Raw genomic sequence first — 25,187 nt, 5'->3', positions numbered from 1 at the left:
TTATCTCCTTTTATTTATCATTTTTTTATCGTGATGTTTCCGATAATGCTTTTGCTTTGGCGGATTTATTCGAAAAGATGGAAAACGAACTAAACAATAGGCAGCAATGATAAAGTCAACCGCTCCATATAATACTGCGAAATAGATAATAAAAACTATGACAAGGAAAAATAGTGTCTCGAAGTCTCCAAATAAGTTGTTTCTTACTGCATAACCTGTTATCGACACGATGAAAAATATAAATCCGACAAATACAAATGATATTTTCGTTTCTTTTTTCTTTTTCCGTTTCTTCTTTCTCGCTTTTAAATAGATAAATTCGTTCACGATGAAATAGATATGTAAAAGGATTCCTAGTCCCATTAAAATAAATGTAATCGGTGCATATACATCATATACTTCATAACCAACAAACATAAGAAATAGTAATATAAATGGATCTAACACCATTTTATACGCAAAAATAATCATGCTGAAACTTAACATAAGTTGGGCGACATTATTTTTCGTTAAAGAGCTTAGTAGAATCAACAGTTGAATTGCTAGCAAAACTGCCTCTACAATAAATAATGGTTTGATTGAATCCCAAAATGGGGCTTGCATCGCCCAAAACAGAGCGATTCCAACCATGATGAGCGAAAATACAAATGCCCCAATGAGAAACAATCGCATGCCTGACATTGATAATCGTCCATTTTGTAAATCTGATTTTATATATGCAAAGTCCTTTTCTGTAAGTTGTGTCATCTCATTTTCACTTCCAAATTTTATTTAAACCAGCCACTAATTTTCTTCCCAATACCTTTTGCGATATTTTTCACTCCATCTACCGCTTTATTAGCTAAATCTTTCGTATGTTCAGAAAGACTTTTCGGAGGTTTACCCCATGGTAGTTTCATATGGAAAGCAGTACTAATACCTGCTCCAACTGCTGCCCCTACAACTGTACCAATTGGAGGTATAAATGCAGACCCTATCGCCGCTCCCGTCGCAGTTGCAACACTGCTAGCACCAATATCGACCGCGGAACCGATAACGATTTTTTGCGTATCTCCTTTATGTTGGATGAAGTTTTCTCGGATATGAAGTCCTGCACTTAAAGGCCCTAAACTTCTACTAGCTACTTTTCCAAATATATTCGCATTTTGCGGCTTCGTTTTAATTTCATCTGCAACACTTTTAAAAAATGTTTTCGGTTTATTCCAATTTGTGTTTTTAACGATGTTTTTCGATGTAGTAATTTTATCCCCTAAAGCTTTATCATAAAATGTTTTAGCCATACTTGCTGCTTTTGCTTTATTGGATTTTAAATTTTTAAACTGTCGGTATTTATCGAGTCCATATAATCTATTAAACTCATTGATCATCGCCTGTTTTCCACGGTTTTTTCCGAAAGGTATGATTAGCCTTTTAAATGGTTCCATTTCACCTTTTGGAAAACCTTTCATTTTACTATCTCGAAATTGCCAAAGAAATTCTTTCGGTGAAATTTTATAAGGAGAAAATCGCAACATATTATTAAATCTTCGGTATTGTGCTAGTGTTATAGAATGTAACCCTGTACGCAGAAAATGTCTCCTTTGGTCTTTGCTCATTTGTAACAATACAGCAGTTTGATATAATGCGGTAAGCCCCTTGTCTGTCGTATTCAACCCAGCAAGAATATGCCTCAATGAACTAAGTCCTTCTCCAAACATATCAGATAATGATTTATTTTCCACATCATTTAAATCTAATGCAGTAATATTTCCAGTTAATATTTTGATACGATTTGCTTTACGCTCATTTAATTTGTCTTTTAGCGAAGTTAGTTGGTCATCACTATTTTTTACTTTTCTAAGTGCTTGATCATCAAATTGATGTAAGTCTTGCATTAATTGTTGTAAAAATCGTTTTGATTCGTGTACAGATGATGAAAACAATTGTATCTGATAAGCATTCAAAGCAACGATATCACTTATCTTTTGATGAATCGTTTAAAGTGGGCCCCATCGTCAAGACAACTTTTTTATAAATTTAAGGTGCATTGAGTTTTGCTCCTTCCCATCTTGCCAACCAAGCCTTTCATGTGGCAGGTTCTGTCGCATGAAAGATAATTTCTCAAAGATGGGAAGGGCAATGACGAACCTGTTTAATTAAAATAAACTGATGATGGTGTTTTGTAATCAAGCGATTGATGAGGGCGATTGTAATTATAAAAATCGATGTAATCCCTTATATTTAATCTGGCTTCTCTTGGGCTTTCATAGTCTTTTAAATATACTTCTTCATACTTTATGTTGCGCCAAAAACGTTCTATGATAATATTGTCCAAAGCACGTCCTTTACTGTCCATGCTGATTTGAACTTCCTTAGAGTTTAGTAGATTGATATATTTGGGACTGGTAAAATGGCTGCCTTGATCACTATTAAAGATAACGGGTTTAGCTATAGAGAAGGCCCTTTGAACGGCATCTAGGATAAATCCAATTTCTAGGGATTGATCCAGCTCCCAGCTAATGACATAGCGGGAATACCAGTCAATAACCGCTGCTAAGTACATCCAGCTTCGTTGGAGTCGAATGTAGGTAATGTCAATGCTCCAAACGTGATTTGGATAGTTAATGTTCACTCCTTTCAGTAAATATGGATAAATTCGATGTTGCAGATTCCGTTTACTTAAATTTGGACCCGGATAGACAGCTTGAATCCCCATTTCTCGCATGTGACGTTGTACTCTTTTGCGATTGATATTCACTCCTTCTTGGTTTAGCAGTGCTGTTATCCTACGAGACCCATAAAATGGGTATTTTGTATAAATTTCATCGATACGGTGCTTGATGGCTACATCTTCTGCTGAAGGCCCGACTGGTTTACAATAAAGGCTTGAACGGTTAAGGCTTAATAGCTCTACCTGTTTTGTAATGGATAATTCTGAGTCTTGCCATTCGATCATATTCACACGTTCTTGCCTAGTTGTAGTAGATGCCAGATTTTTTTTGAGCCACGACAATTGCGTGGTTAATCGGCCTACTTCAGCGTATAGATTTTCAATTTGTTCTTCATAATCAGCTTTCATCTTTTCTTGATCCTTGTTCTGCTTTTGAAACAGTTGCGGCATTTGTTCTAAAAATTGTGTTTTCCATTTCCGCAGCTGATTAACATGAATCCCATATTCAGAGGACAACTCAGTTAAAGACTTCTCTTCCTTAAGAATTTCCAATACAACTTGTGCTTTAAATTCTGGTGAATATCGTTTCCTTTTTTGTTTCATAAACCTACCTTAACATTTCTTTTCTAGCTGTCTAAAATCTTGGGTCCATTATAATATTTATCCTTTTCAGTTAATTTCACGCTAATTCCCCACTTTTTTACTATTTCGTAACATAAACACCCACATAAATGCGAGTGATTGTTGCAGTTTCTTTGGTAAATCAGAAAAATCTTTTCCTTCTGTTTCTTTTTTGTCTACGCCAAAATCGGCTATTTGTTCAAAACCTAATTCTGTCGCTAACTGAGAAAACTCCCATGGCATCATCGTATTAATGATTACATTTTCTCCATATAACCGACGATATCCATGATTTCTAGGACCTGCAGTAGGGCCGAGGATACCGATGCAAAGATATCCGTTTGATTTTAACACTCGCTTCAGTTCCACCATTGCCTTATACGGATGACTCGTCCATTCTAAAACGTTCACAACCATCATTGCATCATAACTTTGATCAGAAAATGGAAGTTTATCGATAGACGCGGTCGTAAAAGGAACATTAGGAAAACGTCTCTTTGCAAGCTCAATCATCTTCTCAGAGATGTCGACTCCTTCTGCTTGATATCCGGCAAGATGTAATTTGTTCGTACCATATCCACTTGCACAACCGACGTCCAATATTTTCGCACCTTTTTTAATATGTTTTTGGATAAATGGGATGATTTCTTTTCGACTTCCATTATCCCACATAGATGCACTTTTCATATCCCACGTCTTTGCACGTGCTTTCCATTCACTTTTAACTTTATCTTCCCAACTAGAAGAAGGATTCATCTTTATTCTCCTTATCAAATGACGAACACAGTTCAAATGCTATCATTATCATACCAGTCTCAAAAGTTTGCGACAAGACTTCATTATTTAAACCAAGAAAAAACCATAGCAGCTTCGCTATGGTTTTTTCTTATTCCGCAAAATCTATGCCAAAATTACTCATTTCTATATATACATTTTCTGGTGTTAACCGTTCGAATAACGCTTCATCTTCATCAGATATATCGAGAAAGAACGGTACAGCTCCATCCGCTTCTAAAACACCCATATAATCCTCTGGTAGATCAACGACATAATCTTCAAAAATATATTCACCGTCTTGATGACCAAATGTTAATTCAAAGGTAAGGTTTCGAATCGGTTCATTCAATCGATTAATTGCGAGAAAAACAAGTCCTTTACTACCATCCTCATATTGTACGACGTTATAAGGGAGTAAACTAAAATCATTTTCATCTCCCATCTTTGGATCCGCAGCGATTTCTGCCTGAAGTGCTTGATATAGTTCATGATCGTCTATCGAAACCCCTGCTTCCTCATCCACCTTTAATATTTGAAGTGTTAAATCACCTTTTCCTTCTGTTACTGAATTTTCGGTACTACTTTCCTCTTTACTCACTTCTTCAGAAGAATCATTTACTTCCATCGTTTCTTCTTGCTGTTCCTGTTCGATTTCATTCGTGCTACTACCACATCCAAATAGTAATAATACAAATATAAGTGAGATAATTAACGATAATTTCTTCAACATAACCTCTCCATTCGCTGTAATATGATAAGTTATATACCAAAACCCATTTCTACAAAGGCTTTTCCATTATTACTTGATTTAAATTCAAAAAACATCGGTGTTTTTTGCTCTAATCCTCGATTTTTGATAAATCGCATTAAATCCCAATATTTTATTTGAGCCTCTTCTTCGTAATTTTCCATCACGCGCGTCATTACCATCGGTTCAATGTTGAAATAACTACGAAAGTACATTTCTTCATTAGAAGTATTATGAAAGTCATTTTCTTCAATTGGTATAAAAATTTCTGCCACCATCAACTCATCAGTCGGTTCACTTAATAGTGCATAAAAATAACGCCCAACCGGATGATATCCTAGTTGATCTAATAATTGAACAAAGTCACTGATTGCTGCATCAATCTCAGCCGGTGTAAATTTATAATATTTTGAAACGACATTTCGATAGTGGATGCGATGATTATCAAAAATCATGTTGTTCACCCGCTTTTATTACAGGGACGTATAAATCGATAGTATAATCACCGTATACGTTTAATAGTACGCAATAAAACTTATTTTCTAGCGAAATCTTCTGTTCTTTCGCATACTGTTTTAATTTTTCGTAGGCAACATGAAAGTCAACCTCTTGATCCGCTTGGCGTAATACGAGTGCATCCTCTAGACGAAATTGTTTTAAAAATCCGTAGTGAGGATTTTCTCCTAAGATCACTTCCTCATTAATGGGAAGATAGTATGTAAATCGGCCAAAGTGTCGTTCATTTAATTCCGATTCAACTGAGAAAAAAATCGGACCATTTTGATAAATATTTTTAGTTAACGTAAAGTCTTCCATCAATAAAATTCCTTCTTGCCAATCTGTCCTAAGTTGCCTCGTTTGATATGTAATGACATAATCAAAAATAAGTGATTTCTTCTCAAATTTCATTTACTTCATCCACCTCATTTATCATCGGGATAAGTTGTCCGTCTTTATCAAAATTGAAACTTTCAAAGCGATATTTACAATATAAAATGACTAATTGTTCGGGTAAGATAAACAGCATCGTAAAAAAAAGTAACGGACTTCCAATCACTAACATGATGACATTTCCTTCGAAAATAAACATATTGTTAAAGACGGATTGGACGAGCAAAGATAAACTTGTTCCGACAATAATCGCTGTAGGAACAATCGTTTTACCCTCAAACTTATTTCTTAGCCTCCCCTTTTTAGAACCCGTTCGGTACTCTCCTCTTCTTAAGAGGATGATAAAACGTATCCAAGTGAACACAAAAAGAATAAAACCACCTGCCAATAACATGATAGCTATCATTATTAATGAGCTTTCATCAAACAAAAAATATCTGTTCATACCTAACAATAGTAAAGTGGTAAGGAAAAAGAACAAACCAAAAATAAATTGTGACACTAAAACCATCATAAAGTATTGCATTTTCTGTCCTCTTTTATAAATAGCAGGGATAGAATAAAACAGTGCACCAATTATTAGTAAAATTGTTACGACAGAATAAATGTAGAATACGAGATCTTTATACGGAAAATTTGTGTTTGATGTTGTCATTAAGTACATCAGATACACAAAAAGTGCTAAGCTAAAGGTGGACATTACTAGTGTCCCAGCAATCGATTTTGGACTTTGTCTACCCGATTCCAACGGGCCCCTCAGTACCGCAAAATCTCGTTCATCTAATTTATTTAATTGTTTCAACAACATTTTGAATCGACTCCCTTTTAACTAAACCAACTTTTTAACTTTCTAAATCCATCCTTTATTCTATCCATTGCATTTATTAATTTATTAGGCTTTAAATTGTTCTTTATTAATAATTTGCTTTGAATATTTCTTTGTTCTTCCGTAAGATATTGATATCTTATATAAGGAGGATTACCAACAATAAAGTCAAAAGTTTTATGATTATATTCTTTATAGTACTCATAGAAATCCGTTGTAATAATTTCAAATCTATTATCCAATAGAATACGACTTCTTGCCTTATTTGCTTCTTCTGTTGATATTTCAACTCCTGTACATGAAAAGTCATGATTATCCATTTCTTTAATAGCATCCAAAAATACACCATCTCCACAACTTGGTTCTAGGATTTCTTTTGCATTTTCATTTAATCCACACTGGACAATAAATCTTGCTAAAGAAATCGGTGTATAGTATCTTCCAGATAATTTTTCTATAGATGCTTCACTTTTTAATAGCATTCTGATCACCTTTCATTATGATATCACATTGAAGTAACTAAATGTGGTTCTTTCAAAGTTTTTTGCATTAATTTCCTTCAAGCATTCGATCAAATTCCGATATATTTCTCTCTGTCTGATAATCATGAAACGTTTTATACAATGCTTTCTTTAATAAATATATTGTTCTATTTAACTCTAATGATGCTTTATTTAAAGGTTTAAAATCATAACGATACCTACCATTTTGCATCTTATAGCTGATATTACGGTTAATATTTTCATTGTTCGTTTTTAAATATTCATTTTTATAATATTTCTTCATTTCTGCTATTACAGAATTACCTAATCTTCTTTTTAATTCATCTAACTTGTTATCCTTGTATTTTTGATGATCGCTTTGTGAACCATAAAGTCTTTTCGATAATTCTACTTGTTCATCCAATATATCCATTAATTCTAGCATTTCATTCTTATGATATGTTTCCATATATAGTTTACTAATTTGATCAATAAATGGACGTGCATTGTTTACAGTATAATATCCGTATTTCCACTGTTTTAAATCATTAGGCATATTTTCAATCGCATTACAGAAAAGATCCTTCATTTTTTTATTACTGTGTAAATCAATTTCCTTAAATCTACGTGCATTATCTCTAATTAATTCATCAATACGTTTATAGGCGGTTGTACGATCAATTATTTTACTTATTACGGTTGACTTCATTTTCTTGATTGTACTTTGTTTTCGCATTCCTCGAAATTGCAAAATAGCATTCCCATTATCATCATAAATAGGCTCTTTGGTCTTTGGATTTATAGCTTGTACTTTAGGTAAATAAGAGGGATCTAAATCAACTGTAGCAATATGAACATGAATATTATCAGTATTATAATGAAAAGATGCTATCCAAATAGGCATCCGCATCTTTTCATTTTCAATCATTGTACTTATTGCTTCTCTAACGACATTTTTCATCTTGCTTTCGTTTAACCAATGTGTTTTTGAATTGTAAAGACCTTGTTCTTCTAACCATTCGTTATTTAACGATTTTATGGACGAGAATTAAGACATTAGTTCATAGGGGGAGTAACGGGGGAGTAAAAAGAAAAAATGTATGTAAAATGCCCATTCTCCTGAAATAGAAGAATGGGCTCAATCCCAATATTAATAATGGTTTTAACGTTTTGAGAACTGTGGTGCACGACGGGCTTTTTTAAGACCGTATTTCTTACGCTCTTTCATACGTGCGTCACGTGTTAGGAATCCTTCACGTTTTAGTACTGTACGGAATTCTGGGTTAGCTTCGAGAAGTGCACGAGCAATTCCGTGGCGGATTGCGCCAGCTTGGCCAGTGAAACCTCCACCATGAACGTTAACTAAAACGTCGTATGTGCCTTGTGTTTCTGTTGCTACTAATGGTTGGTTCATAATCAGTAGCTGTGTTTCATATGGAAAATAATCTTTCGCTTCACGATCATTAACGATGATACGGCCAGTTCCTGGAACTAAACGTACACGTGCAGTTGATTTTTTACGACGACCTGTGCCGTAGTACTGTACTTGTGCCAATTGATTTACCTCCCTTTAATTATCCACGAAGTTCGTAAACTTCTGGTTTTTGTGCTTCATGATGATGTTCAGAGCCCTTATAGACGAATAATTTCTTACCCATTTTGCGGCCAAGTTTACCTTTTGGTAACATGCCTTTTACTGCTTGTTCAACCATTCTTTCTGGGAACTTCTCACGCATTTCAGCCGCTGTACGCTCTTTAAGACCACCAGCATAGCCAGAATGGCGGTAATAAATCTTATCTGTTTCTTTATTACCTGTTAATTCGACTTTGTCAGCATTAATTACAATCACATAGTCACCTGTATCAGCATGTGGTGTATATGTTGGTTTATGTTTACCGCGAAGGATATGAGCTATTTCGCTCGCTAAACGACCAAGACGCTTTCCTTCTGCGTCTACAAGCAACCATTTGCGTTCAATATTACTTTCATTTGCCATAAATGTTGTACGCATCATGTTTCCCTCCAATTTCAAACTCGTTTCAAATGTTTATTCCTATCATTAACACAATTAGTTTCGGGGCTAATCGTGGTATTGAAAATAAAACGCCATAAGAAATTATATAACAAAATAAAGGGTGCTGTCAACAATTTAACTGCTTTTCTTTACTTTATTCAGGATATGTAACATCCCATAAATACAACCCTTGTGGTGGGGCTGTCTTACCACTTTGCTTACGATCTTGTTGTTTAAGTAACTGTTTAATATGCTCTGGCTTTCGCTTTCCTTGACCGACCTCTAATAATGTTCCGACTAAAATACGCACCATATGATATAAAAAACCATCGCCACGAAAAACGAACATAATGTCAGAGCCCTTTTGTTGACAAGATGCTTCATAAAGTGTGCGAACCTTACTTCCCTTTACAGTAGAGCGAGCGGATGAAAAAGCTGTAAAATCATGCTTTCCTTCTAAATAGTGACACGCTTTTCTCATCTGAGTCATATCTAATGCATATGGAAAGTGATAAGCATAATGTCTACGGAATACATCTGGCTCTTGAGTGTTTAATATGACATATCGATATTCTTTTTCAATCGCTGAAAAACGCGCGTGAAAAGATGATGGAACATGCTTTGTTTCCTTCACATACACATCTTCTGGTAACAAAGCGTTTAGTGCTTTTTTCCAACTTTTTTCATTCATTTGATTTGATGTGTCAAAATGAATCGTTTGTCGAATCGCATGTACTCCCCGATCAGTTCGACCAGAAGGAAATATTCGTATGTCTTGACCTTTATGAATTTTTTTGAGTGCTTTTTCTAGTTCACTTTGAACCGTTCGTTTTAAAGGTTGCACTTGAAATCCAGAAAAGTTCGTCCCGTCATAACTAATGACACATTTCATCCTCTTCATGAGTCATTCGACCTTTCTCTATAATTATCCATAATGTCTCGTTAAAAACAGGGCAATGATGACACAGATAAATAAACAATAAATCCATATATCTAATTTAGAAAGCTTTAATTCTCGTAATTTCGTTCGGCCTTCGCCACCTTGATAACCACGCGCTTCCATCGCCATTGCCAGTTCTTCTGCGCGTTTAAAGGCACTGACAAAAAGCGGGACGAGTAACGGGACAACGGCTTTGATACGGTCTTTAACTGGACCAGTTCTGAAATCAACACCTCTTGAAGCTTGTGCTTTAGAAATCTTATCCGTTTCCTGTACGAGAGTCGGAATAAAACGAAGCGAAATCGACATCATGAGAGCCAGTTCATGAACAGGGAATTTAATCCGCTTTAATGGATGAAGCATTTCTTCAACAGCATCGGTTATTTCAATCGGTGTCGTCGTAAGTGTCAATAAGGAAGTCATTAAAATTAATAAGAAAAAACGCATAGATATGGCGATTCCTTGAATAACACCACTGGAATAAATTTTAATAAATGACCAATCGATTAACAAAGTGCCTTCTTTATTAATAAATAAGTGCAAAATAAATGTAAAGACTATTAAAAACCAAACTGGCATTAACCCTTTCATCATAAAACGCATCGGAACCTTTGAAGCGAACATACTCGTTAAGCCGAATAACGTTAGGACAAAATAACTCCAAAATGAATTAGCGAAGAAGACGATAATAACGAAGAAGAAGATAATCGTTATTTTCGTTCGTGGATCAAGTCGATGAACGACTGAACGCCCTGGAACATATTGCCCAATAATAAGGTTATTCATGTTCGTTCATCCCCTTTAAACAGATGATACATCTGCTTTGCTAATTGTTTAGGGGTCTGCCGTTGAAAAGGAATCTTCATATTAAAGCGTTTAGAAAACTTATTCATAAATTGAATAATCTCTGGTGTATCAAGTTGCACCTTGTTCAATGCTTCTACCTCTGTAAAGACATCTTCTGGTCGGCCTTCCATATAAATCTTACCCTTATTCAAAATGAGAATATGGTCGGCATACTTCATCGCATCTTCCATACTATGTGTGACTAGAACAGTCGTTAGCTGTTCCTTTTGATGCAGTTGATAAAACATATCCATAATTTCCTGCTGCCCTCTTGGGTCTAAACCAGCTGTCGGTTCATCTAATACGAGGACCCGTGGTTTAACCGCCAATACCCCTGCAATCGCGACACGACGCATTTGTCCCCCACTTAAGTCAAAAGGTGAACGTCCTAAAAGCGCTTCAGATAAGCCTACCATTGGTAAAACTTCTTTGATTCGTTCGTTCGTCTCTTCTTCGGAAATTCCAAAGTTCTGTGGACCAAATGCGATATCCTTTTCAATCGTTTCTTCAAATAATTGATGTTCTGGATATTGGAAAACAACGCCAACTTGACTGCGTAACGTCTTCATGTCTTTAGGCTTTTCACGGTTCGTTATACGAACATCTCCAATTAAGACTTCTCCTTCACTAGGCGTGATAAGACCATTTAAATGTTGTATAAGGGTTGATTTACCTGAACCTGTATGTCCAATAATAGCAACAAATGAACCTGATGGTATATGAAATGAAATGCGATCGAGCGCTTTATGAGCGAACGGTGTGTTTTTCTGATAAATATAGCTCACATCTTTGAATGTAATGTCCATAGTTCCTCCAACAATTCCTCATGATTAAGTGGTTCCTTTTCAATTGGTATGTGATAGCGACGTAGTTCTTCTGCTAAGGTCGATGAAAATGGAACATCAAGTCCAATTTGCCGAAGTGATGCTTTTTCAGTAAATATTTCTCTTGGTGTGCCTTCTTTCCAAAGTTCACCACGATTCATGACAATCACTCGATCGGCTTGAGTCACTTCATTTAAGTCATGTGTAATCGTAATAAGTGATAAATCGCGTTCTGTTTGAATATGAGCGACGGTCTCCATAATTTCCAATCGTCCTTTTGGATCAAGCATCGATGTTGCTTCGTCTAGAATCAACACTTTAGGTGAAATAGCTAAGACACCTGCAATCGCGACACGTTGTTTCTGGCCACCTGAGAGTCGGTATGGTTCTGTCAAACGATATTTCTCCATACCGACAGCTGATAATGATTCATCGATTAAACGAATCATTTCTTCTCTTGGAAACCCTCTGTTCTCCATACCGAAAGCGACGTCATCTTGAACTGTAGTACCGACAAATTGGTTATCAGGATTTTGAAACACCATGCCTACTTCACGGCGTATTTCCCATACCGTTTGCTCATCAATAATCTTGTCACCGATTAATATTTCTCCCTTTTGTGGGAAGATTAATCCGTTCATAAGTTTTGCTATCGTTGATTTACCTGAACCGTTATGTCCGATAATGGCCACCCATTCATTTTCATAAATGGTGAACGAACAATCCTTCAATACCCAAGGCTGCTCATCTGTGTATCGAAAGGATACATTTCTAAACTCTATTAACTTATTCTCCATCGTGTGCCTCCTCATCCTTCGCTCAACTGCTTGGGTTTTTTTATACGTTCGCTTTTCACTTCACTTAATATGCAAAAAAAGGGCTTGGATTCACCTCATGAAAGAGATTCAGTCCTGCCCTTAGCTTGTATGGGGTATTACACAAGTTCAATAATCGCCATTTTTGATCCATCACCTTGACGTGTACCCAGTTTAAGTACGCGTGTGTAGCCACCTTGCCGTTCTTCATAACGTGATGCAATATCACCGAAAAGTTTGTCGATAACTTTTTCTTCTTCATTTGTTTTGTTATATAGAAATGCAGCTGCCTGGCGTCGTGCGTGAAGATCGCCACGTTTACCAAGTGTGATCATTTTTTCTACTACTTTTTTTAATTCCTTCGCTTTTGCTTCTGTTGTTTCAACACGTTCGTGAAGGATTAAATCAGATGCAAGGTTGCGAAGTAATGCCATACGAGCGTCCGTACTACGGCCTAGTTTTCTTGGCATGGACTATCCCTCCCTTATTTCCAAATGTAGCCGGTCAAAAAGCTGTAAAAAACGCTATAATTATTCGTTTCATTCTTGTTTTGTAAAATAAACTATTTTTTTGTAACAGAACGGTTCATAGCAAATAGTCGTAATCAAGAAATCAACGAAGAATAATATAGCGTATCGACGAGCTTTTTGTGCCTTTTCTCTAAAGATGTCGTTAAATGTTAGTCATCTTTACGCAAACTTAAATTTAGTTCGGCTAGTTTTGATTTGACCTCATCTAATGACTTGCGTCCTAGATTACGTACCTTCATCATATCTTCTTCAGATTTCGTTGTTAGTTCTTGAACAGTATTAATACCAGCACGCTTTAGGCAGTTGTAAGACCTTACAGAAAGATCAAGTTCTTCAACTGTCATTTCCATCACTTTTTCTTTCTGATCTTCTTCTTTTTCCACCATAATTTCAGCACTTTGAGCTTCTTCTGTTAAACTAACAAATATATTAAGATGTTCTGTTAAAATTTTAGCGCCAAGAGATACTGCTTCTTCTGGGCGTATACTTCCGTCTGTCCAAACATCAAATGTAAGTTTGTCGTAGTTTGCACTTTGACCTACACGAGTATTTTCAACTTGATAGTTTGCACGTGAAACTGGTGTAAAAACGGAATCAATTGGAATAACACCAATTGGAAAATCATCCCGCTTATTGTCCTCTGCTGGACGATAGCCGCGACCACGTTCGGCAGTGAGTTTCATATGCAGACTTCCTTTTTCATTTAGCGTTGCAATATGGAGATCCGGATTCAATACTTCTACATCACTATCATAAATCAAGTCTCGAGCCGTAACTGTCCCCTCTCCTTGCACATCAATTTCCAATGTTTTCGTTTCATCGGAATAAATTTTCAGAGCTAAATCTTTCAAATTTAAAATAATCGTTGTTACATCTTCAACGACTCCTTCAATTGTTGAGAATTCATGAAGAGCTCCATCAATTTGAACTGATGTAACAGCAGCGCCCGGAAGTGAGGATAGCAGGATACGACGCAAGGAGTTTCCTAATGTAGTTCCATACCCACGTTCAAGTGGTTCGACAACGAACTTCCCGAATGTAGCGTCCTCGCTGATCTCTACCGTTTCAATTTTCGGCTTTTCAATTTCGATCATTCCTTAAACCCCTCCTTAAAAACGTCGAAACCCCGGTTAAGTATGTTTAACCGAAATTCCCCCAAATAGGCAGTTTGCATCGTCTCTGCACTATTTCTTTCGTATCATTTTGTCTATGCGATGTTGTTTAATAGGTTTATGAGTTAAAAGACATATCTTATGTCATCATAACCCATTATAGACAGGCTGACAAATTCTATACGCCTTTAAGCGTTATACACGACGACGTTTTGGTGGGCGGCAACCATTATGTGGTACTGGAGTTACGTCGCGAATAGCTGTAACTTCTAGTCCTGCTGCTTGTAAAGAACGAATAGCTGCTTCACGACCAGCACCTGGACCTTTTACTGTAACTTCTAATGTTTTCATACCACTTTCTAATGCTGGTTTTGCTGCTGATTCCGCAGCCATTTGAGCGGCAAAAGGAGTGGATTTACGAGATCCTTTAAATCCTAATGCACCTGCAGAACTCCAAGAGACAACATTACCATGTGTATCAGTAATGGTTACAATTGTGTTATTAAACGTAGAACGAATATGTGCTACTCCAGATTCAACATTTTTTTTCACACGGCGTTTACGATTAGTAGTTTTTTGTTGTGCCATTGATGTTTGTTCCTCCTTTACTTATTATTTTTTACCAGCGGTCGCTTGACGTGGACCTTTGCGTGTACGAGCATTATTTTTTGTGCTTTGACCACGTACTGGTAATCCTTTACGGTGACGCATTCCTCTATATGAACCAATCTCTATTAAACGTTTAATGTCTAGAGATTTTTCACGGCGAAGGTCCCCTTCTATAGTGTAATGATTAACTTCTTGACGAATTCTTCCTAATTCGTCTTCTGTTAAGTCACGTACGCGTGTATCCTCTGATACACCTGCATCTTGAAGGATTTTTTGTGCGGTTGGTTTACCAATGCCATAGATATATGTTAATGAAATGACAACACGTTTATCACGTGGAATATCAATACCTGCTATACGAGCCATTTTATATCAGCACCTCCTCAAAGTTAACCTTGTTTTTGTTTATGCTTTGGATTTTCGCAAATCACCATGACTTTTCCTTTGCGTTTAATTATTTTACATTTTTCACACATCGGTTTTACAGATGCTCTTACTTTCATTATCTTTACCTCCTTTTATATCGGAGCTTATGCACTTATTTATAACGATACGTGATTCGTCCTTTAGTCAAATCATATGGTGAAAGTTCTACAGTCACTTTATCACCTGGTAGAATACGAATGAAGTGCATACGAATCTTACCAGATACATGTGCTAAAACAGTATGACCATTTTCGAGTTCTACATTAAACATCGCGTTCGGTAATGTTTCAGTAACAATACCTTCCACTTCAATAACGTCCTCTTTTGCCATCGTGTTGATCTCCCTTCTTTAATCAGTCACAATCTCATTTACAAATTTATCTAAAGCAAATCGTAATTTACCATTTGTGACACGACCAGTTTCTAGAAGGCTGTTTTGGACTTCTGGAGAAATATAATCTAAGAGCTCAATATGATTCAGATTTTTCTTCTTCGGTCTGTCATATTTACGCTTTTCACCATCAGCAAGCAGAACAAAACGATCATCGATCACATCTATAATAATCGCATACTGCCCTGCTTCTCGTCCTCGCAGAATACGGACAACTTCACCTATTCGCGGTATACCATCCACTTCGCTCAACAACGATCACCTTCATTTAGGTTTATTTAAAGTTTGCAAAGACCTTAGTAGTTCACTGCTATTCGTGTGTCACTTATATAGTCAAACACTACGACATCTATTATATAACGTCATAAAGAGAATTGCATCTCTCTAATGATTGTTTTCAAGAATGGTTTGAATATCCTTAAATACAAGGTCAATATCTTGATCACCATTAATATCAACTAGATAACCTTTCTTTTTATAAAAGTCTATTAATGGTTGACTTTGTTCGATATTAACTTGTAAACGATTTTTAACGGTTGCTTCTTGATCGTCATCTCTTTGAATAAGAGTCGCTCCATCTTTATCACATATGCCCTCTTGTTTAGGAGGGTTATATAACACATGATATGATGTACCACAAGTTGGACATATACGACGTCCTGTTAGACGTTCGACAAGCTTTTCTTTCGGTACATTGACATGTAATACATAATCAAGAGCCGTTCCCATTTCTTCTAATAGCTCTTCTAATGCTTCCGCTTGAGCTATTGTTCGTGGAAAGCCATCTAATAAAAATCCATCTTTACAGTCGTCTTTTGAAAGCCGCTCTTTCACTATACCAATCGTAACCTCATCAGGTACAAGATTACCTTGGTCCATGAAAGATTTTGCTTTCTTTCCGAGTTCTGTTCCTTCTTTCATTGCTAGACGGAACATATCTCCTGTTGAAATATGAGGGATATGATAGACTTCGCTTATCTTTTCTGCCTGAGTGCCTTTACCTGCACCAGGAAGACCCATTAGTATTAACTTCATCGTTTTCCCCTCGCTTTCATTGACCTTTCATCATCTTATAAAACCTCTGTAATGTCGTTTAACTAATTGGCTCTCTAACTGTTTCATCGTTTGTAATGCAACCCCTACGACAATGAGTAAGCTCGTTCCACCGATTTGGATACCTGATGGAAGGTTCGCTATTGCTGCTAATATGATCGGGAAGACAGATACAACAGCTAGGAAGATGGCGCCAACAAATGTTAATCGATTAATGACTCGGGTTAAATAAGTTTCTGTATGATTACCAGGTCGAATGCCTGGGATATACCCACCCTGTTTTTGTAAATTCTCAGCCATTTGTTCAGGGTTGACTTGAACGAACGTATAGAAATACGTAAACGCAATAATGAGCGCGACATAGATGATCATACCGACAGGGTTTGTATAATCAAAAATATACTCAATCGTATTCGCTACTTTACCATCAAAGAAGCCTGCAATAGTTCGCGGCGCCATAATAAACGCTACAGCGAAAATAACTGGTATAACACCTGCAGCATTTACTTTGAGTGGTAAATGGGTTGAATGACCACCGACTGGTGAACGGTTAACAATCTTTTTAGCGTATTGAATCGGTATCTTTCTTAACGCTTGTTGGATAAAAATAACCCCTACTGTTACGGCAATCGCGACTAATATGATTAAAGCAACAGTTACAATGTTAAGAAACAACTCATCACCTGGATTATCGAAATACTGGATATAAAGTTGCTGGATACCGTTTGGTACGGCAGCAACAATACCTGCGAAAATGATAATCGAAATACCGTTACCGACACCATTTGCGGTAATTTGTTCACCTAGCCACATTAAAAAGGTTGTTCCTGCAGTTAACACGAGTGCAATGATAATAAACTTCATAGCACTTGGATCTTTAATTAATAGTCCACCTGCCATCGCATTAAAGCCAATTGATGTTGCAATCGCTTGAATAAATGCAAGAACGACAGTTCCGTACCGCGTCACTTGAGCTAATTTCTTACGGCCTGTCTCGCCTTCCTTTTTCCATTCAGTAAACTTTGGTACAACATCCATCTGCAACAATTGCATGATAATCGATGCTGTAATGTAAGGCATAATTCCCATTGCAAAAATGGAGAAGTTTTGTAACGCGCCACCGCCAAATGTGTTTAAAAAGCCAAACACATTTTGTTGGTTCATAAAGTCAAGTGCTTGCTTATCTGTAAATGGTACCGGAATAAATGTGCCCAGACGGAATACAATGAGCATCAGTAATGTGAAAATAATCTTCCGTCTGATATCACCTACGCGCATAAAATTGGAGATTGTCCGGAACAATTAAATCACCTCAGCCTTACCGCCCGCTGTTTCTATCGCTTCTTTAGCTGAAGCAGAAAACTTATGAGCTTTTACTGTATATTTTTTATCAAGCGTTCCGTTTCCTAAAATCTTAACACCTGATTTCAGGTTTTTTACGATACCTTCTTGAAGTAAGAGCTCAGGTGTAATTGTTGTACCGTCTTCAAATCGATTTAATGTGTCAAGATTAACAATCGCATATTCTTTACGGTTAATATTAGTAAATCCACGTTTAGGCAGACGTTGGAATAGTGGTGTTTGACCACCTTCAAAACCTGGACGCACCTTTCCGCCTGCACGTGCCTTCTGACCTTTATGTCCTCTACCAGAGGTTTTTCCGTGGCCTGATGCCATTCCGCGTCCTACTCGATTGCGTTTCTTACGTGAACCTTCTTCTGGTTTTAATTCATGAAGTTTCATGCGAGCACCTCCTCTTTAAAGTATATAGTCATTATAGCTCTTCTACTGTTACAAGGTGAGATACTTTATCAATCATCCCACGAACAGCAGGTGTATCTGCTTTTTCAACGGAGTCATTAACTTTTTTTAAGCCGAGTGCTTCGACTGTTTGTAACTGTTTTTTTTGTGCGCCGATCACACTTTTTTTAAGGGTGATTTTAACTTTAGACATCTAACTTCCCTCCCTTAACCTAACAGTTCTTCAACCGTTTTGCCGCGTAATTTTGCTACATCTTCGGCACGCTTTAAGTTAGCTAAGCCATTAATTGTAGCACGGACAACGTTGATTGGCGTGTTTGAACCTAGGGATTTTGTCAAGATGTCACCAATTCCTGCAAGCTCTAGTACCGCACGAACTGGACCACCAGAGATAACTCCTGTACCTTCTGCTGCTGGTTTCATAAGGACGTTTCCAGAGCCAAACTTCCCATGAATTTCATGTGGAATTGTTGTTCCAACAATTGGTACTTTTATAAGGTTCTTCTTCGCGTTTTCAATTGCCTTTTTAATAGCATCTGGTACTTCTAACGCCTTTCCTGTACCAAATCCTACATGACCGTTTTTATCACCAACTACAACTAGCGCTGTGAAACGGAAATTACGTCCACCTTTTACTACTTTTGCTACACGATTAACTGTAACAACACGTTCTTCAAGATCTAACTTATTCGGATCAATAATTGTACGCATTTATAGGTCCCCTCCTTTTTATTAAAATTCAAGACCTGCTTTACGAGCAGCTTCTGCTAATGCTTTGACACGCCCATGGAATAGGTAGCCACCACGGTCAAAAACAACCGAAGTATAGCCTTTTTCTAGAGCACGTTTTGCGATTAATTCTCCTACTTTTTCAGCAGCTTCTACTGTACTTGTAGAATCAAGTGCTAATTCTTTATCTACTGTTGATGCTTCTGCTAAAGTTTTACCCTCAGTGTCATCAATCAACTGTGCATAGATATGTTTATTTGAACGAAAAACGTTAAGACGTGGTTGTTCTGTTGTACCTTGAAGGGTACGACGTACACGTGCATGTCTTCTTTTTCGCGTTACATTTTTACTTGTCTTAGTGATCATTAACGTCACTCCTTTCTGCTCTAACTAACCTTATTTAGCAGTCTTACCTTCTTTACGTTGTACGTATTCACCAACGTAACGGATACCTTTTCCTTTATATGGCTCAGGTGGTCTAATTGCACGAATGTTTGCAGCTAGCGCACCTACTGCCTCTTTGTCAATGCCTTTAACAACTAAATGTGTGTTTTTAGGAACATCGATTTCAGTACCTTCTAACGGTTCAACTTCTACAGGGTGTGAATATCCTGCGTTGATGATCACTTTATTACCTTGTTTTTGAGCACGGTAACCGACACCGATAATCTCTAGTTCTTTTTGGAAACCTTTGCTAACTCCTTCTACCATATTAGCAATGAGACTACGTGTTGTTCCATGTAAAGAGCGTTGTTCTTTCGTATCGCTTGATCGCTCAAGATATATCGTGTTTTCTTCTATTTTAACATGAATCGTGTCACTTATTTCTCTTGATAATTCGCCTTTTGGGCCTTTAACCTTAACAGTCGTTCCATCTAATGTAACTTCTACACCTTGTGGAATTTCGATAGGATTTAATCCTGTACGAGACATAACTTACACCTCCTCAACCTAATTGTTCCTTACCATACATATGCGAGAACTTCGCCGCCAACGGCTTGTGCACGTGCTTCTTTGTCTGAAAGCACGCCTTTTGATGTTGATACGATTGCAATTCCTAATCCATTTAATACACGAGGTACTTCTGTTGCTTTTGCATATACACGAAGACCTGGTTTACTAATACGTTTTAGACCAGTTATAACACGTTCATCATTTGGACCGTATTTAAGGAATATACGAAGTACACCTTGTTTATTGTCTTCGATTAATTCGTAATCACGGACGAATCCTTCACGTTTTAGAATATCTGCAATTTCTTTCTTCATTTTAGAAGCCGGAAGCTCTAATTTTTCATGTCTTACCTCGCTCGCATTACGAATACGAGTTAACATATCTGCAATTGGATCTGTCATTACCATTAATATTTACCTCCTTCCCTAATTTACGGGTTTACCAGCTTGCTTTTTTGACACCAGGAATTTGACCTTTATGGGCAAGTTCGCGGAAACAAATACGGCAAAGTCTAAATTTGCGGATTACAGAATGTGGACGACCACAGCGTTCACAACGTGTATATTCACGGACTTTATATTTCTGTGGGCGTTTCTGTTTCGCTATCATTGATTTTTTGGCCACAATTTTCCCTCCTTGTTTAGCTCTTAAACGTCTTTCTCGTCATAAAGCGCTATACAGTAGCAACACGATTTACGAAATAGCCTTTAAGAACGGTCATTCCTTCATATCCTTAAGAATTATTATCTTTGGAATGGCATACCTAGTTGAGCTAACAGTTCACGAGCTTCTTCATCAGTATTGGCAGTAGTTACAATAACGATATCCATACCACGAACTTTGTTTACTTTATCATAGTCGATTTCTGGGAAAATCAATTGTTCTTTAATTCCAAGTGTATAGTTTCCACGGCCATCGAATGCCTTTTTAGATACACCACGGAAGTCACGCACCCTTGGTAAAGCAACACTGATTAGTTTTTGTAAAAATTCATACATACGAGTTCCGCGAAGCGTTACTTTTGCTCCTATTGGCATACCTTCACGTAATCGGAAACCTGCGATTGATTTTTTCGCACGTGTGATTACAGGCTTTTGCCCAGAAATTAATGAGAGCTCTTCAACTGCACTATCTAACGCTTTAGCGTTTTGAACAGCGTCGCCTACTCCCATATTAATAACAATTTTTTCGATTTTTGGTACTTCCATAACGGATGAATAGTTAAACTTCTCAACTAGAGATGGAACGATTTCTTCTTGATATTTTTGTTTCAATTGATTCATCATGATGCCCTCCTTTCGCCAACAAATTATTTATCTAAAGGTTCACCGGATTTTTTTGCAATGCGAACTTTCTTGCCGTCACGAACCTCATAACCAACTCGTGTCGGTTCACCTGTTTTTGGATCAATAGGCATAACATTGGAAACATGGATCGGTGCTTCTTGATTAAGAATTCCGCCTTGCGGATTTTCTTGTGAAGGCTTTGCGTGTTTGTGAACCATGTTAATACCTTCTACAAGTACACGATCCGTTTTAGGAAATGCTTCTAAAACTGTACCTTGTTTTCCGCGGTCTTTTCCGGAAATCACTTTAACTTTATCGCCTTTTTTTACATGCATGCTTGATGCACCTCCTTACAAGGTCAATTCGTTTATTACAATACTTCTGGAGCTAAAGAAATAATTTTCATGAAGTCTGCGTCACGTAATTCACGTGCAACAGGTCCAAAAATACGTGTTCCACGTGGACTCTTATCATCACGGACGATGACAGCCGCATTTTCATCAAAACGGATATAAGAACCGTCATTGCGGCGGATACCTGTTTTTGTACGTACGATGACCGCTTTAACGACTTCACCTTTTTTGACAACGCCTCCTGGTGTAGCTTGTTTAACTGAACAAACAACTACATCTCCAATATTAGCTGTTTTGCGTCCAGTTCCACCGAGGACTTTAATCGTCTTTACTTCACGTGCACCAGAGTTATCTGCTATTTTCAAAGTACTTTCTTGTTGGATCATAATACTGTGACCTCCTTTCGGACACCTTCCGAGCGAACATTATATAATGACTGCTTCTTCAACGATTTCGACTAAGCGAAAGCGTTTTGTCGCTGATAGTGGGCGAGTTTCCATAATACGAACGATATCGCCTGTTTTTGCTTGATTATTTTCGTCATGTGCTTTAAATTTTTTCGAGTCTTTAATACGTTTCTTATATAATGGATGGACTTTGTAAGTCTCAACTAAAACAGTAATTGTTTTATCCATTTTATCTGATACGACTCGACCAGTATAAACTTTTCGATCATTACGTTCAGCCATAATGAGGTTAACCTCCTCTCATAATCAGTTATTAACGCTTAATTCACGTTCACGGATAACTGTTTTCATACGTGCGATAGACTTTTTAACTTGACGGATACGTGCAGTATTTTCAAGTTGGCCAGTCGCTAGTTGGAAACGAAGATTAAATAATTCTTCTTTTAAAGATTGTACTTTTTGCTCAATTTCGGCAGTGGTCAGTTCTCTAATTTCATTAGCCTTCATTGATTTCACCACCAATTTCTTCACGTTTTACAAATTTAGTTCTAATCGGCAGTTTATGAGAGGCAAGGCGCAATGCTTCACGTGCAACCTCTTCTTCTACACCTGCGATTTCAAATAGGATTTTTCCTGGTTTTACAACAGCGACCCATCCTTCTGGAGCACCTTTACCAGATCCCATTCGTACTTCTAGAGGCTTTGCAGTATATGGTTTGTTTGGGAAAATTTTAATCCAAACTTTACCACCACGTTTCATGAAACGTGTCATGGCGATACGTGCTGCCTCAATTTGGCGTGCTGTAATCCATGTTGGTTCTAATGCTTGTAATCCGTATTCACCAAAGGATATTTCTTTTCCACCTTTAGCTTGGCCTTTCATTCTGCCACGATGTTCTTTACGATATTTCACGCGTTTAGGCATTAACATAATTCGTTGCCCCCTTCCTTATTTTTTTGGTTTTTCTGGAAGGACTTCTCCACGATAGATCCACACTTTTACACCAAGTTTACCATATGTGGTATCTGCTTCTACACTTGCGTAGTCAATGTCTGCGCGTAAAGTGTGTAGTGGTACTGTCCCTTCACTATATTGTTCTGCACGAGCGATGTCTGCTCCTCCTAGTCGGCCTGAAACAATCGTTCTAACACCTTTTGCTCCTGCGCGCATAACGCGTTGGATCGCTTGTTTCTGTGCACGACGGAATGAGATACGTCCTTCTAATTGGCGTGCAATATTTTCTGCAACTAATTTAGCATCTAAATCAACTTTTTTAATTTCAACAATGTTAATATGAACACGTTTGCCAGTTAGTTTATTAAGTTCTTTTCGTAAAGCTTCTACTTCAGAACCGCCTTTACCAATCACCATTCCTGGTTTACCTGTGTGAATTGTAATATTAACACGGTTAGCTGCGCGCTCAATTTCAATTGTAGATACAGCAGCTTTGCTTAAGCGGTCCTCAAGATATTCTCTGATTTTAATATCTTCATGTAGTAAGTCTGCATAGTCTTTGTCATCGGCATACCATTTAGACTCCCAGTCTTTTATAATCCCGACACGAAGACCTGTTGGGTTAATTTTTTGGCCCACTGATTACCCCTCCTTCTTTTCTGTTAAAACCACGGTAATGTGGCTTGTGCGTTTATTAATTCCGCTTGCACGGCCTTGTGCACGAGGACGGAATCGTTTAAGTGTTACACCTTCATTAACATATGCTTCAGATACAACTAAATTATCTGTATCCATTTCATAGTTATGTTCAGCATTAGCTATTGCTGAATTTAATAATTTCTCAACGACTGGTGAAGCGCTGCGCTGTGTATGTTTTAAAATAGCAATCGCTTCATGCACGTCTTTTCCTCGAATCAAATCTATAACTAAGCGTACTTTACGAGGCGCTATGCGAACTGATTTCGCTACGGCTTTTGCTTGCATACGAAGTGCCTCCTCTCATTATTTTACTGTAATTTTCTCAGTAGCAGAATGCCCTTTGAACGTACGTGTTGGTGCAAATTCACCTAGTTTATGTCCCACCATGTCTTCTGTAATGTATACAGGCACATGTTTACGTCCGTCATAAACAGCTATAGTGTGTCCTACGAATGATGGGAAAATAGTTGAACGACGTGACCATGTTTTAATAACACGTTTTTTATCTTGTTCATTTAATTCATCGATTTTCTTCATCAGATGGTCATCTGCAAAAGGTCCTTTTTTTAGACTACGGCCCATGAATGAACCTCCTTTCAGAGTTAAGAGACGGGGATTCTCCCTCCCGTCATCCTATTCTGTTTCGTTTATTTTTTACGTCTACGTACAATGTACTTATCAGACTTTTTCGTTTTACGTGTTTTGTATCCAATTGTAGGCTGACCCCATGGTGTAACAGGGGATTTAAGACCAATTGGTGTACGTCCTTCACCACCACCGTGTGGGTGATCGACTGGGTTCATAACAGAACCACGTACATGTGGTCGTTTACCTAACCAGCGTGAACGTCCGGCTTTACCAACACGAATTAATTCGTGTTCAACATTTCCTACCTGACCGACCGTTGCACGACATGTTCCTAGAATTAAGCGAACCTCACCTGAAGACAGACGAACTAGTACATATTTATCTTCACGTCCTAGGATCTGCGCTTCTGCTCCTGCTGAACGTGCGAGTTGACCGCCACGTCCTGGTTTTAATTCAACATTATGGATAATTGTACCTACAGGAATGTTTTTAAGTGGTAATGCGTTTCCTGTAATGATATCCACATGTTCACCAGACTCAATTGTGTCGCCAACTTTTAAACCTTTCGGTGCTAAAATATAACGTTTTTCACCATCTACATAATGAATTAATGCGATGTTTGCAGAACGGTTTGGATCATATTCGATTGTAGCAACGCGTCCTGGTATGCCGTCTTTGTTTCGTTTGAAATCAATTAAACGGTACCGACGTTTATGGCCGCCTCCTTTGAAGCGTGCGGTTGTTCTTCCTTGGTTATTACGTCCAGCTTTTTTGTTTAATGCGTTTAATAGTGATTTCTCAGCACGATCTGTTGTGATTTCTGAGAAAGTAGATACTGTCATTGTACGTCTACCACCTGTGGTAGGTTTAAACTTCTTAATCGCCATTGTATTTTCCCT

The 25,187-nt window shown here is 37.5% G+C and carries 41 protein-coding genes and 1 pseudogene; all 42 read right to left on the bottom strand.

All coding sequences use genetic code 11. From position 1 onward, the window contains the following. The 42 genes and pseudogenes from HNQ35_RS11890 to rplB all read right to left on the bottom strand — a co-directional run bounded on the left by HNQ35_RS11890 (position 1) and on the right by rplB (position 25,175). Positions 1-747 carry a hypothetical protein gene (locus HNQ35_RS11890; protein WP_146938390.1) on the bottom strand — a complete coding sequence of 249 codons (747 nt, stop codon included), beginning with the start codon at positions 745-747 and terminating at the stop codon, positions 1-3. Between the two features lie 20 nt (positions 748-767). Continuing rightward, complete coding sequence (locus HNQ35_RS11885) at positions 768-1,943, bottom strand: bacteriocin class II family protein (RefSeq protein WP_183330166.1); 1,176 nt, start codon at positions 1,941-1,943, stop codon at positions 768-770. Between the two features lie 188 nt (positions 1,944-2,131). Further along, a complete protein-coding gene (locus HNQ35_RS11880) occupies positions 2,132-3,253 on the bottom strand; it encodes an IS3 family transposase (RefSeq protein WP_146938388.1) in 1,122 nt (373 codons plus the stop codon). Positions 3,254-3,334: 81 nt separating this feature from the next. Then, positions 3,335-4,027, bottom strand: coding sequence for a class I SAM-dependent methyltransferase (locus HNQ35_RS11875; protein ID WP_146938387.1), 693 nt, complete (start codon positions 4,025-4,027; stop codon positions 3,335-3,337). Positions 4,028-4,157: 130 nt separating this feature from the next. Continuing rightward, positions 4,158-4,775, bottom strand: a complete 618-nt coding sequence (locus tag HNQ35_RS11870) for a hypothetical protein (protein ID WP_146938386.1) — start codon at positions 4,773-4,775, stop codon at positions 4,158-4,160. A 32-nt stretch (positions 4,776-4,807) separates the two neighbouring features. Beyond that, entirely contained in the window at positions 4,808-5,251 is a 444-nt protein-coding gene (locus HNQ35_RS11865) for a DUF5085 family protein (protein ID WP_146938385.1), read from the bottom strand. Beyond that, positions 5,241-5,705, bottom strand: coding sequence for a DUF5085 family protein (locus HNQ35_RS11860; protein WP_146938384.1), 465 nt, complete (start codon positions 5,703-5,705; stop codon positions 5,241-5,243). The genes HNQ35_RS11865 and HNQ35_RS11860 overlap by 11 nt, the downstream gene beginning before the upstream one ends. Further along, on the bottom strand, positions 5,695-6,495 hold the full coding sequence (locus HNQ35_RS11855) for a hypothetical protein (protein ID WP_146938383.1): 801 nt from the start codon (positions 6,493-6,495) through the stop codon (positions 5,695-5,697). Before HNQ35_RS11855 ends, HNQ35_RS11860 begins: the two co-directional genes overlap by 11 nt. Before the next feature lie 17 nt (positions 6,496-6,512). Beyond that, positions 6,513-6,995 (bottom strand): N-6 DNA methylase, encoded by a 483-nt coding sequence (locus tag HNQ35_RS11850; protein WP_146938382.1) that lies wholly within the window; start codon positions 6,993-6,995, stop codon positions 6,513-6,515. 67 nt (positions 6,996-7,062) lie between these two features. Then, positions 7,063-8,034 carry a MobP2 family relaxase gene (mobP2, locus tag HNQ35_RS11845; protein ID WP_170226717.1) on the bottom strand — a complete coding sequence of 324 codons (972 nt, stop codon included), beginning with the start codon at positions 8,032-8,034 and terminating at the stop codon, positions 7,063-7,065. Between the two features lie 123 nt (positions 8,035-8,157). Then, complete coding sequence (gene rpsI, locus HNQ35_RS11840; protein ID WP_146938380.1) at positions 8,158-8,550, bottom strand: 30S ribosomal protein S9; 393 nt, start codon at positions 8,548-8,550, stop codon at positions 8,158-8,160. A gap of 19 nt (positions 8,551-8,569) precedes the next feature. Further along, complete coding sequence (gene rplM, locus HNQ35_RS11835; protein WP_146938379.1) at positions 8,570-9,007, bottom strand: 50S ribosomal protein L13; 438 nt, start codon at positions 9,005-9,007, stop codon at positions 8,570-8,572. A 157-nt stretch (positions 9,008-9,164) separates the two neighbouring features. Continuing rightward, positions 9,165-9,911 (bottom strand): tRNA pseudouridine(38-40) synthase TruA, encoded by a 747-nt coding sequence (gene truA, locus HNQ35_RS11830; protein ID WP_146938378.1) that lies wholly within the window; start codon positions 9,909-9,911, stop codon positions 9,165-9,167. Positions 9,912-9,935: 24 nt separating this feature from the next. After that, the gene (locus tag HNQ35_RS11825; RefSeq protein ID WP_146938377.1) at positions 9,936-10,736 is read right to left on the bottom strand and encodes an energy-coupling factor transporter transmembrane component T family protein; all 801 of its coding nucleotides are present in this window, start codon (positions 10,734-10,736) and stop codon (positions 9,936-9,938) included. Then, positions 10,733-11,602, bottom strand: coding sequence for an energy-coupling factor ABC transporter ATP-binding protein (locus HNQ35_RS11820; protein ID WP_146938376.1), 870 nt, complete (start codon positions 11,600-11,602; stop codon positions 10,733-10,735). Before HNQ35_RS11820 ends, HNQ35_RS11825 begins: the two co-directional genes overlap by 4 nt. Next, positions 11,578-12,417 (bottom strand): energy-coupling factor ABC transporter ATP-binding protein, encoded by an 840-nt coding sequence (locus tag HNQ35_RS11815; RefSeq protein WP_146938375.1) that lies wholly within the window; start codon positions 12,415-12,417, stop codon positions 11,578-11,580. Before HNQ35_RS11815 ends, HNQ35_RS11820 begins: the two co-directional genes overlap by 25 nt. A 137-nt stretch (positions 12,418-12,554) precedes the next feature. Beyond that, on the bottom strand, positions 12,555-12,905 hold the full coding sequence (gene rplQ / locus HNQ35_RS11810) for a 50S ribosomal protein L17 (RefSeq protein ID WP_146938374.1): 351 nt from the start codon (positions 12,903-12,905) through the stop codon (positions 12,555-12,557). 209 nt (positions 12,906-13,114) lie between these two features. Continuing rightward, positions 13,115-14,059: a DNA-directed RNA polymerase subunit alpha gene (locus HNQ35_RS11805; RefSeq protein WP_146938373.1), complete on the bottom strand. Its 945-nt coding sequence runs from the start codon at positions 14,057-14,059 to the stop codon at positions 13,115-13,117. Positions 14,060-14,272: 213 nt separating this feature from the next. Next, entirely contained in the window at positions 14,273-14,665 is a 393-nt protein-coding gene (rpsK, locus tag HNQ35_RS11800; RefSeq protein ID WP_146938372.1) for a 30S ribosomal protein S11, read from the bottom strand. A gap of 24 nt (positions 14,666-14,689) precedes the next feature. Further along, positions 14,690-15,052 carry a 30S ribosomal protein S13 gene (gene rpsM, locus HNQ35_RS11795; RefSeq protein WP_146938371.1) on the bottom strand — a complete coding sequence of 121 codons (363 nt, stop codon included), beginning with the start codon at positions 15,050-15,052 and terminating at the stop codon, positions 14,690-14,692. A gap of 23 nt (positions 15,053-15,075) precedes the next feature. After that, positions 15,076-15,189 (bottom strand): 50S ribosomal protein L36, encoded by a 114-nt coding sequence (gene rpmJ / locus HNQ35_RS11790; protein WP_146938370.1) that lies wholly within the window; start codon positions 15,187-15,189, stop codon positions 15,076-15,078. 35 nt (positions 15,190-15,224) lie between these two features. Next, positions 15,225-15,443 carry a translation initiation factor IF-1 gene (gene infA / locus HNQ35_RS11785; protein WP_146938369.1) on the bottom strand — a complete coding sequence of 73 codons (219 nt, stop codon included), beginning with the start codon at positions 15,441-15,443 and terminating at the stop codon, positions 15,225-15,227. Continuing rightward, positions 15,421-15,755: pseudogene (locus HNQ35_RS11780) on the bottom strand (KOW motif-containing protein). Before HNQ35_RS11780 ends, infA begins: the two are co-directional and overlap by 23 nt. Before the next feature lie 132 nt (positions 15,756-15,887). Further along, positions 15,888-16,538: an adenylate kinase gene (locus HNQ35_RS11775; RefSeq protein ID WP_146938368.1), complete on the bottom strand. Its 651-nt coding sequence runs from the start codon at positions 16,536-16,538 to the stop codon at positions 15,888-15,890. Between the two features lie 30 nt (positions 16,539-16,568). Beyond that, complete coding sequence (gene secY / locus HNQ35_RS11770; protein ID WP_146938367.1) at positions 16,569-17,858, bottom strand: preprotein translocase subunit SecY; 1,290 nt, start codon at positions 17,856-17,858, stop codon at positions 16,569-16,571. Continuing rightward, positions 17,859-18,299, bottom strand: coding sequence for a 50S ribosomal protein L15 (gene rplO, locus HNQ35_RS11765; RefSeq protein ID WP_146938366.1), 441 nt, complete (start codon positions 18,297-18,299; stop codon positions 17,859-17,861). It lies immediately after the preceding gene. 31 nt (positions 18,300-18,330) lie between these two features. Then, positions 18,331-18,510 carry a 50S ribosomal protein L30 gene (gene rpmD / locus HNQ35_RS11760; protein WP_146938365.1) on the bottom strand — a complete coding sequence of 60 codons (180 nt, stop codon included), beginning with the start codon at positions 18,508-18,510 and terminating at the stop codon, positions 18,331-18,333. Positions 18,511-18,524: 14 nt separating this feature from the next. Beyond that, entirely contained in the window at positions 18,525-19,028 is a 504-nt protein-coding gene (gene rpsE, locus HNQ35_RS11755; RefSeq protein ID WP_146938364.1) for a 30S ribosomal protein S5, read from the bottom strand. Between the two features lie 21 nt (positions 19,029-19,049). Beyond that, entirely contained in the window at positions 19,050-19,412 is a 363-nt protein-coding gene (gene rplR, locus HNQ35_RS11750; RefSeq protein WP_146938363.1) for a 50S ribosomal protein L18, read from the bottom strand. A 30-nt stretch (positions 19,413-19,442) separates the two neighbouring features. Continuing rightward, positions 19,443-19,979: a 50S ribosomal protein L6 gene (gene rplF / locus HNQ35_RS11745; protein ID WP_146938362.1), complete on the bottom strand. Its 537-nt coding sequence runs from the start codon at positions 19,977-19,979 to the stop codon at positions 19,443-19,445. A gap of 29 nt (positions 19,980-20,008) precedes the next feature. Beyond that, the gene (gene rpsH, locus HNQ35_RS11740) at positions 20,009-20,407 is read right to left on the bottom strand and encodes a 30S ribosomal protein S8 (RefSeq protein ID WP_146938361.1); all 399 of its coding nucleotides are present in this window, start codon (positions 20,405-20,407) and stop codon (positions 20,009-20,011) included. A gap of 31 nt (positions 20,408-20,438) precedes the next feature. Continuing rightward, on the bottom strand, positions 20,439-20,624 hold the full coding sequence (locus HNQ35_RS11735) for a type Z 30S ribosomal protein S14 (RefSeq protein ID WP_146938360.1): 186 nt from the start codon (positions 20,622-20,624) through the stop codon (positions 20,439-20,441). Positions 20,625-20,743: 119 nt separating this feature from the next. After that, positions 20,744-21,283, bottom strand: coding sequence for a 50S ribosomal protein L5 (gene rplE, locus HNQ35_RS11730; RefSeq protein WP_146938359.1), 540 nt, complete (start codon positions 21,281-21,283; stop codon positions 20,744-20,746). Positions 21,284-21,309: 26 nt separating this feature from the next. Continuing rightward, positions 21,310-21,621 carry a 50S ribosomal protein L24 gene (rplX, locus tag HNQ35_RS11725; RefSeq protein WP_146938358.1) on the bottom strand — a complete coding sequence of 104 codons (312 nt, stop codon included), beginning with the start codon at positions 21,619-21,621 and terminating at the stop codon, positions 21,310-21,312. Positions 21,622-21,656: 35 nt separating this feature from the next. Further along, the gene (gene rplN / locus HNQ35_RS11720) at positions 21,657-22,025 is read right to left on the bottom strand and encodes a 50S ribosomal protein L14 (RefSeq protein WP_146938357.1); all 369 of its coding nucleotides are present in this window, start codon (positions 22,023-22,025) and stop codon (positions 21,657-21,659) included. Between the two features lie 39 nt (positions 22,026-22,064). Continuing rightward, a complete protein-coding gene (gene rpsQ / locus HNQ35_RS11715; protein ID WP_146938356.1) occupies positions 22,065-22,328 on the bottom strand; it encodes a 30S ribosomal protein S17 in 264 nt (87 codons plus the stop codon). 24 nt (positions 22,329-22,352) lie between these two features. Then, a complete protein-coding gene (rpmC, locus tag HNQ35_RS11710) occupies positions 22,353-22,553 on the bottom strand; it encodes a 50S ribosomal protein L29 (RefSeq protein WP_146938355.1) in 201 nt (66 codons plus the stop codon). Beyond that, positions 22,543-22,977, bottom strand: coding sequence for a 50S ribosomal protein L16 (gene rplP, locus HNQ35_RS11705; RefSeq protein WP_146938354.1), 435 nt, complete (start codon positions 22,975-22,977; stop codon positions 22,543-22,545). The genes rpmC and rplP overlap by 11 nt, the downstream gene beginning before the upstream one ends. 18 nt (positions 22,978-22,995) lie before the next feature. Continuing rightward, positions 22,996-23,640 carry a 30S ribosomal protein S3 gene (gene rpsC / locus HNQ35_RS11700; RefSeq protein WP_146938353.1) on the bottom strand — a complete coding sequence of 215 codons (645 nt, stop codon included), beginning with the start codon at positions 23,638-23,640 and terminating at the stop codon, positions 22,996-22,998. Positions 23,641-23,643: 3 nt separating this feature from the next. Then, positions 23,644-23,985 (bottom strand): 50S ribosomal protein L22, encoded by a 342-nt coding sequence (gene rplV / locus HNQ35_RS11695; protein WP_146938352.1) that lies wholly within the window; start codon positions 23,983-23,985, stop codon positions 23,644-23,646. A gap of 18 nt (positions 23,986-24,003) precedes the next feature. Beyond that, positions 24,004-24,282, bottom strand: coding sequence for a 30S ribosomal protein S19 (rpsS, locus tag HNQ35_RS11690; protein WP_146938351.1), 279 nt, complete (start codon positions 24,280-24,282; stop codon positions 24,004-24,006). A gap of 65 nt (positions 24,283-24,347) precedes the next feature. After that, positions 24,348-25,175 carry a 50S ribosomal protein L2 gene (rplB, locus tag HNQ35_RS11685; protein WP_146938350.1) on the bottom strand — a complete coding sequence of 276 codons (828 nt, stop codon included), beginning with the start codon at positions 25,173-25,175 and terminating at the stop codon, positions 24,348-24,350. Positions 25,176-25,187: the final 12 nt, after the last annotated feature.

The sequence above is a fragment of the Cerasibacillus quisquiliarum genome (genome assembly GCF_014202495.1).
Lineage (GTDB): Bacteria > Bacillota > Bacilli > Bacillales > Amphibacillaceae > Cerasibacillus > Cerasibacillus quisquiliarum.
This window is presented reverse-complemented; position numbering and strand designations above follow the sequence as displayed.

What these genes read in the sequence shown, in the direction of transcription:
- HNQ35_RS11890 (WP_146938390.1), bottom strand. Translation starts at nt 747, where the DNA reads ATGACACAACTTACAGAAAAGGACTTTGCATATATAAAATCAGATTTA.
- HNQ35_RS11880 (WP_146938388.1), bottom strand. Translation starts at nt 3,253, where the DNA reads ATGAAACAAAAAAGGAAACGATATTCACCAGAATTTAAAGCACAAGTT.
- HNQ35_RS11875 (WP_146938387.1), bottom strand. Translation starts at nt 4,027, where the DNA reads ATGAATCCTTCTTCTAGTTGGGAAGATAAAGTTAAAAGTGAATGGAAA.
- HNQ35_RS11865 (WP_146938385.1), bottom strand. Translation starts at nt 5,251, where the DNA reads ATGATTTTTGATAATCATCGCATCCACTATCGAAATGTCGTTTCAAAA.
- HNQ35_RS11860 (WP_146938384.1), bottom strand. Translation starts at nt 5,705, where the DNA reads ATGAAATTTGAGAAGAAATCACTTATTTTTGATTATGTCATTACATAT.
- HNQ35_RS11855 (WP_146938383.1), bottom strand. Translation starts at nt 6,495, where the DNA reads ATGTTGTTGAAACAATTAAATAAATTAGATGAACGAGATTTTGCGGTA.
- HNQ35_RS11850 (WP_146938382.1), bottom strand. Translation starts at nt 6,995, where the DNA reads ATGCTATTAAAAAGTGAAGCATCTATAGAAAAATTATCTGGAAGATAC.
- rplM (WP_146938379.1), bottom strand. Translation starts at nt 9,007, where the DNA reads ATGCGTACAACATTTATGGCAAATGAAAGTAATATTGAACGCAAATGG.
- truA (WP_146938378.1), bottom strand. Translation starts at nt 9,911, where the DNA reads ATGAAGAGGATGAAATGTGTCATTAGTTATGACGGGACGAACTTTTCT.
- HNQ35_RS11825 (WP_146938377.1), bottom strand. Translation starts at nt 10,736, where the DNA reads ATGAATAACCTTATTATTGGGCAATATGTTCCAGGGCGTTCAGTCGTT.
- HNQ35_RS11820 (WP_146938376.1), bottom strand. Translation starts at nt 11,602, where the DNA reads ATGGACATTACATTCAAAGATGTGAGCTATATTTATCAGAAAAACACA.
- HNQ35_RS11815 (WP_146938375.1), bottom strand. Translation starts at nt 12,417, where the DNA reads ATGGAGAATAAGTTAATAGAGTTTAGAAATGTATCCTTTCGATACACA.
- rplQ (WP_146938374.1), bottom strand. Translation starts at nt 12,905, where the DNA reads ATGCCAAGAAAACTAGGCCGTAGTACGGACGCTCGTATGGCATTACTT.
- HNQ35_RS11805 (WP_146938373.1), bottom strand. Translation starts at nt 14,059, where the DNA reads ATGATCGAAATTGAAAAGCCGAAAATTGAAACGGTAGAGATCAGCGAG.
- rpsK (WP_146938372.1), bottom strand. Translation starts at nt 14,665, where the DNA reads ATGGCACAACAAAAAACTACTAATCGTAAACGCCGTGTGAAAAAAAAT.
- rpsM (WP_146938371.1), bottom strand. Translation starts at nt 15,052, where the DNA reads ATGGCTCGTATAGCAGGTATTGATATTCCACGTGATAAACGTGTTGTC.
- rpmJ (WP_146938370.1), bottom strand. Translation starts at nt 15,189, where the DNA reads ATGAAAGTAAGAGCATCTGTAAAACCGATGTGTGAAAAATGTAAAATA.
- infA (WP_146938369.1), bottom strand. Translation starts at nt 15,443, where the DNA reads ATGGCAAAAGAGGACGTTATTGAAGTGGAAGGTATTGTTACTGAAACA.
- HNQ35_RS11775 (WP_146938368.1), bottom strand. Translation starts at nt 16,538, where the DNA reads ATGAAGTTAATACTAATGGGTCTTCCTGGTGCAGGTAAAGGCACTCAG.
- rplO (WP_146938366.1), bottom strand. Translation starts at nt 18,299, where the DNA reads ATGAAACTTCATGAATTAAAACCAGAAGAAGGTTCACGTAAGAAACGC.
- rpmD (WP_146938365.1), bottom strand. Translation starts at nt 18,510, where the DNA reads ATGTCTAAAGTTAAAATCACCCTTAAAAAAAGTGTGATCGGCGCACAA.
- rpsE (WP_146938364.1), bottom strand. Translation starts at nt 19,028, where the DNA reads ATGCGTACAATTATTGATCCGAATAAGTTAGATCTTGAAGAACGTGTT.
- rplR (WP_146938363.1), bottom strand. Translation starts at nt 19,412, where the DNA reads ATGATCACTAAGACAAGTAAAAATGTAACGCGAAAAAGAAGACATGCA.
- rplF (WP_146938362.1), bottom strand. Translation starts at nt 19,979, where the DNA reads ATGTCTCGTACAGGATTAAATCCTATCGAAATTCCACAAGGTGTAGAA.
- rpsH (WP_146938361.1), bottom strand. Translation starts at nt 20,407, where the DNA reads ATGGTAATGACAGATCCAATTGCAGATATGTTAACTCGTATTCGTAAT.
- rplE (WP_146938359.1), bottom strand. Translation starts at nt 21,283, where the DNA reads ATGAATCAATTGAAACAAAAATATCAAGAAGAAATCGTTCCATCTCTA.
- rplX (WP_146938358.1), bottom strand. Translation starts at nt 21,621, where the DNA reads ATGCATGTAAAAAAAGGCGATAAAGTTAAAGTGATTTCCGGAAAAGAC.
- rplN (WP_146938357.1), bottom strand. Translation starts at nt 22,025, where the DNA reads ATGATCCAACAAGAAAGTACTTTGAAAATAGCAGATAACTCTGGTGCA.
- rpsQ (WP_146938356.1), bottom strand. Translation starts at nt 22,328, where the DNA reads ATGGCTGAACGTAATGATCGAAAAGTTTATACTGGTCGAGTCGTATCA.
- rpmC (WP_146938355.1), bottom strand. Translation starts at nt 22,553, where the DNA reads ATGAAGGCTAATGAAATTAGAGAACTGACCACTGCCGAAATTGAGCAA.
- rplP (WP_146938354.1), bottom strand. Translation starts at nt 22,977, where the DNA reads ATGTTAATGCCTAAACGCGTGAAATATCGTAAAGAACATCGTGGCAGA.
- rplV (WP_146938352.1), bottom strand. Translation starts at nt 23,985, where the DNA reads ATGCAAGCAAAAGCCGTAGCGAAATCAGTTCGCATAGCGCCTCGTAAA.
- rpsS (WP_146938351.1), bottom strand. Translation starts at nt 24,282, where the DNA reads ATGGGCCGTAGTCTAAAAAAAGGACCTTTTGCAGATGACCATCTGATG.
- rplB (WP_146938350.1), bottom strand. Translation starts at nt 25,175, where the DNA reads ATGGCGATTAAGAAGTTTAAACCTACCACAGGTGGTAGACGTACAATG.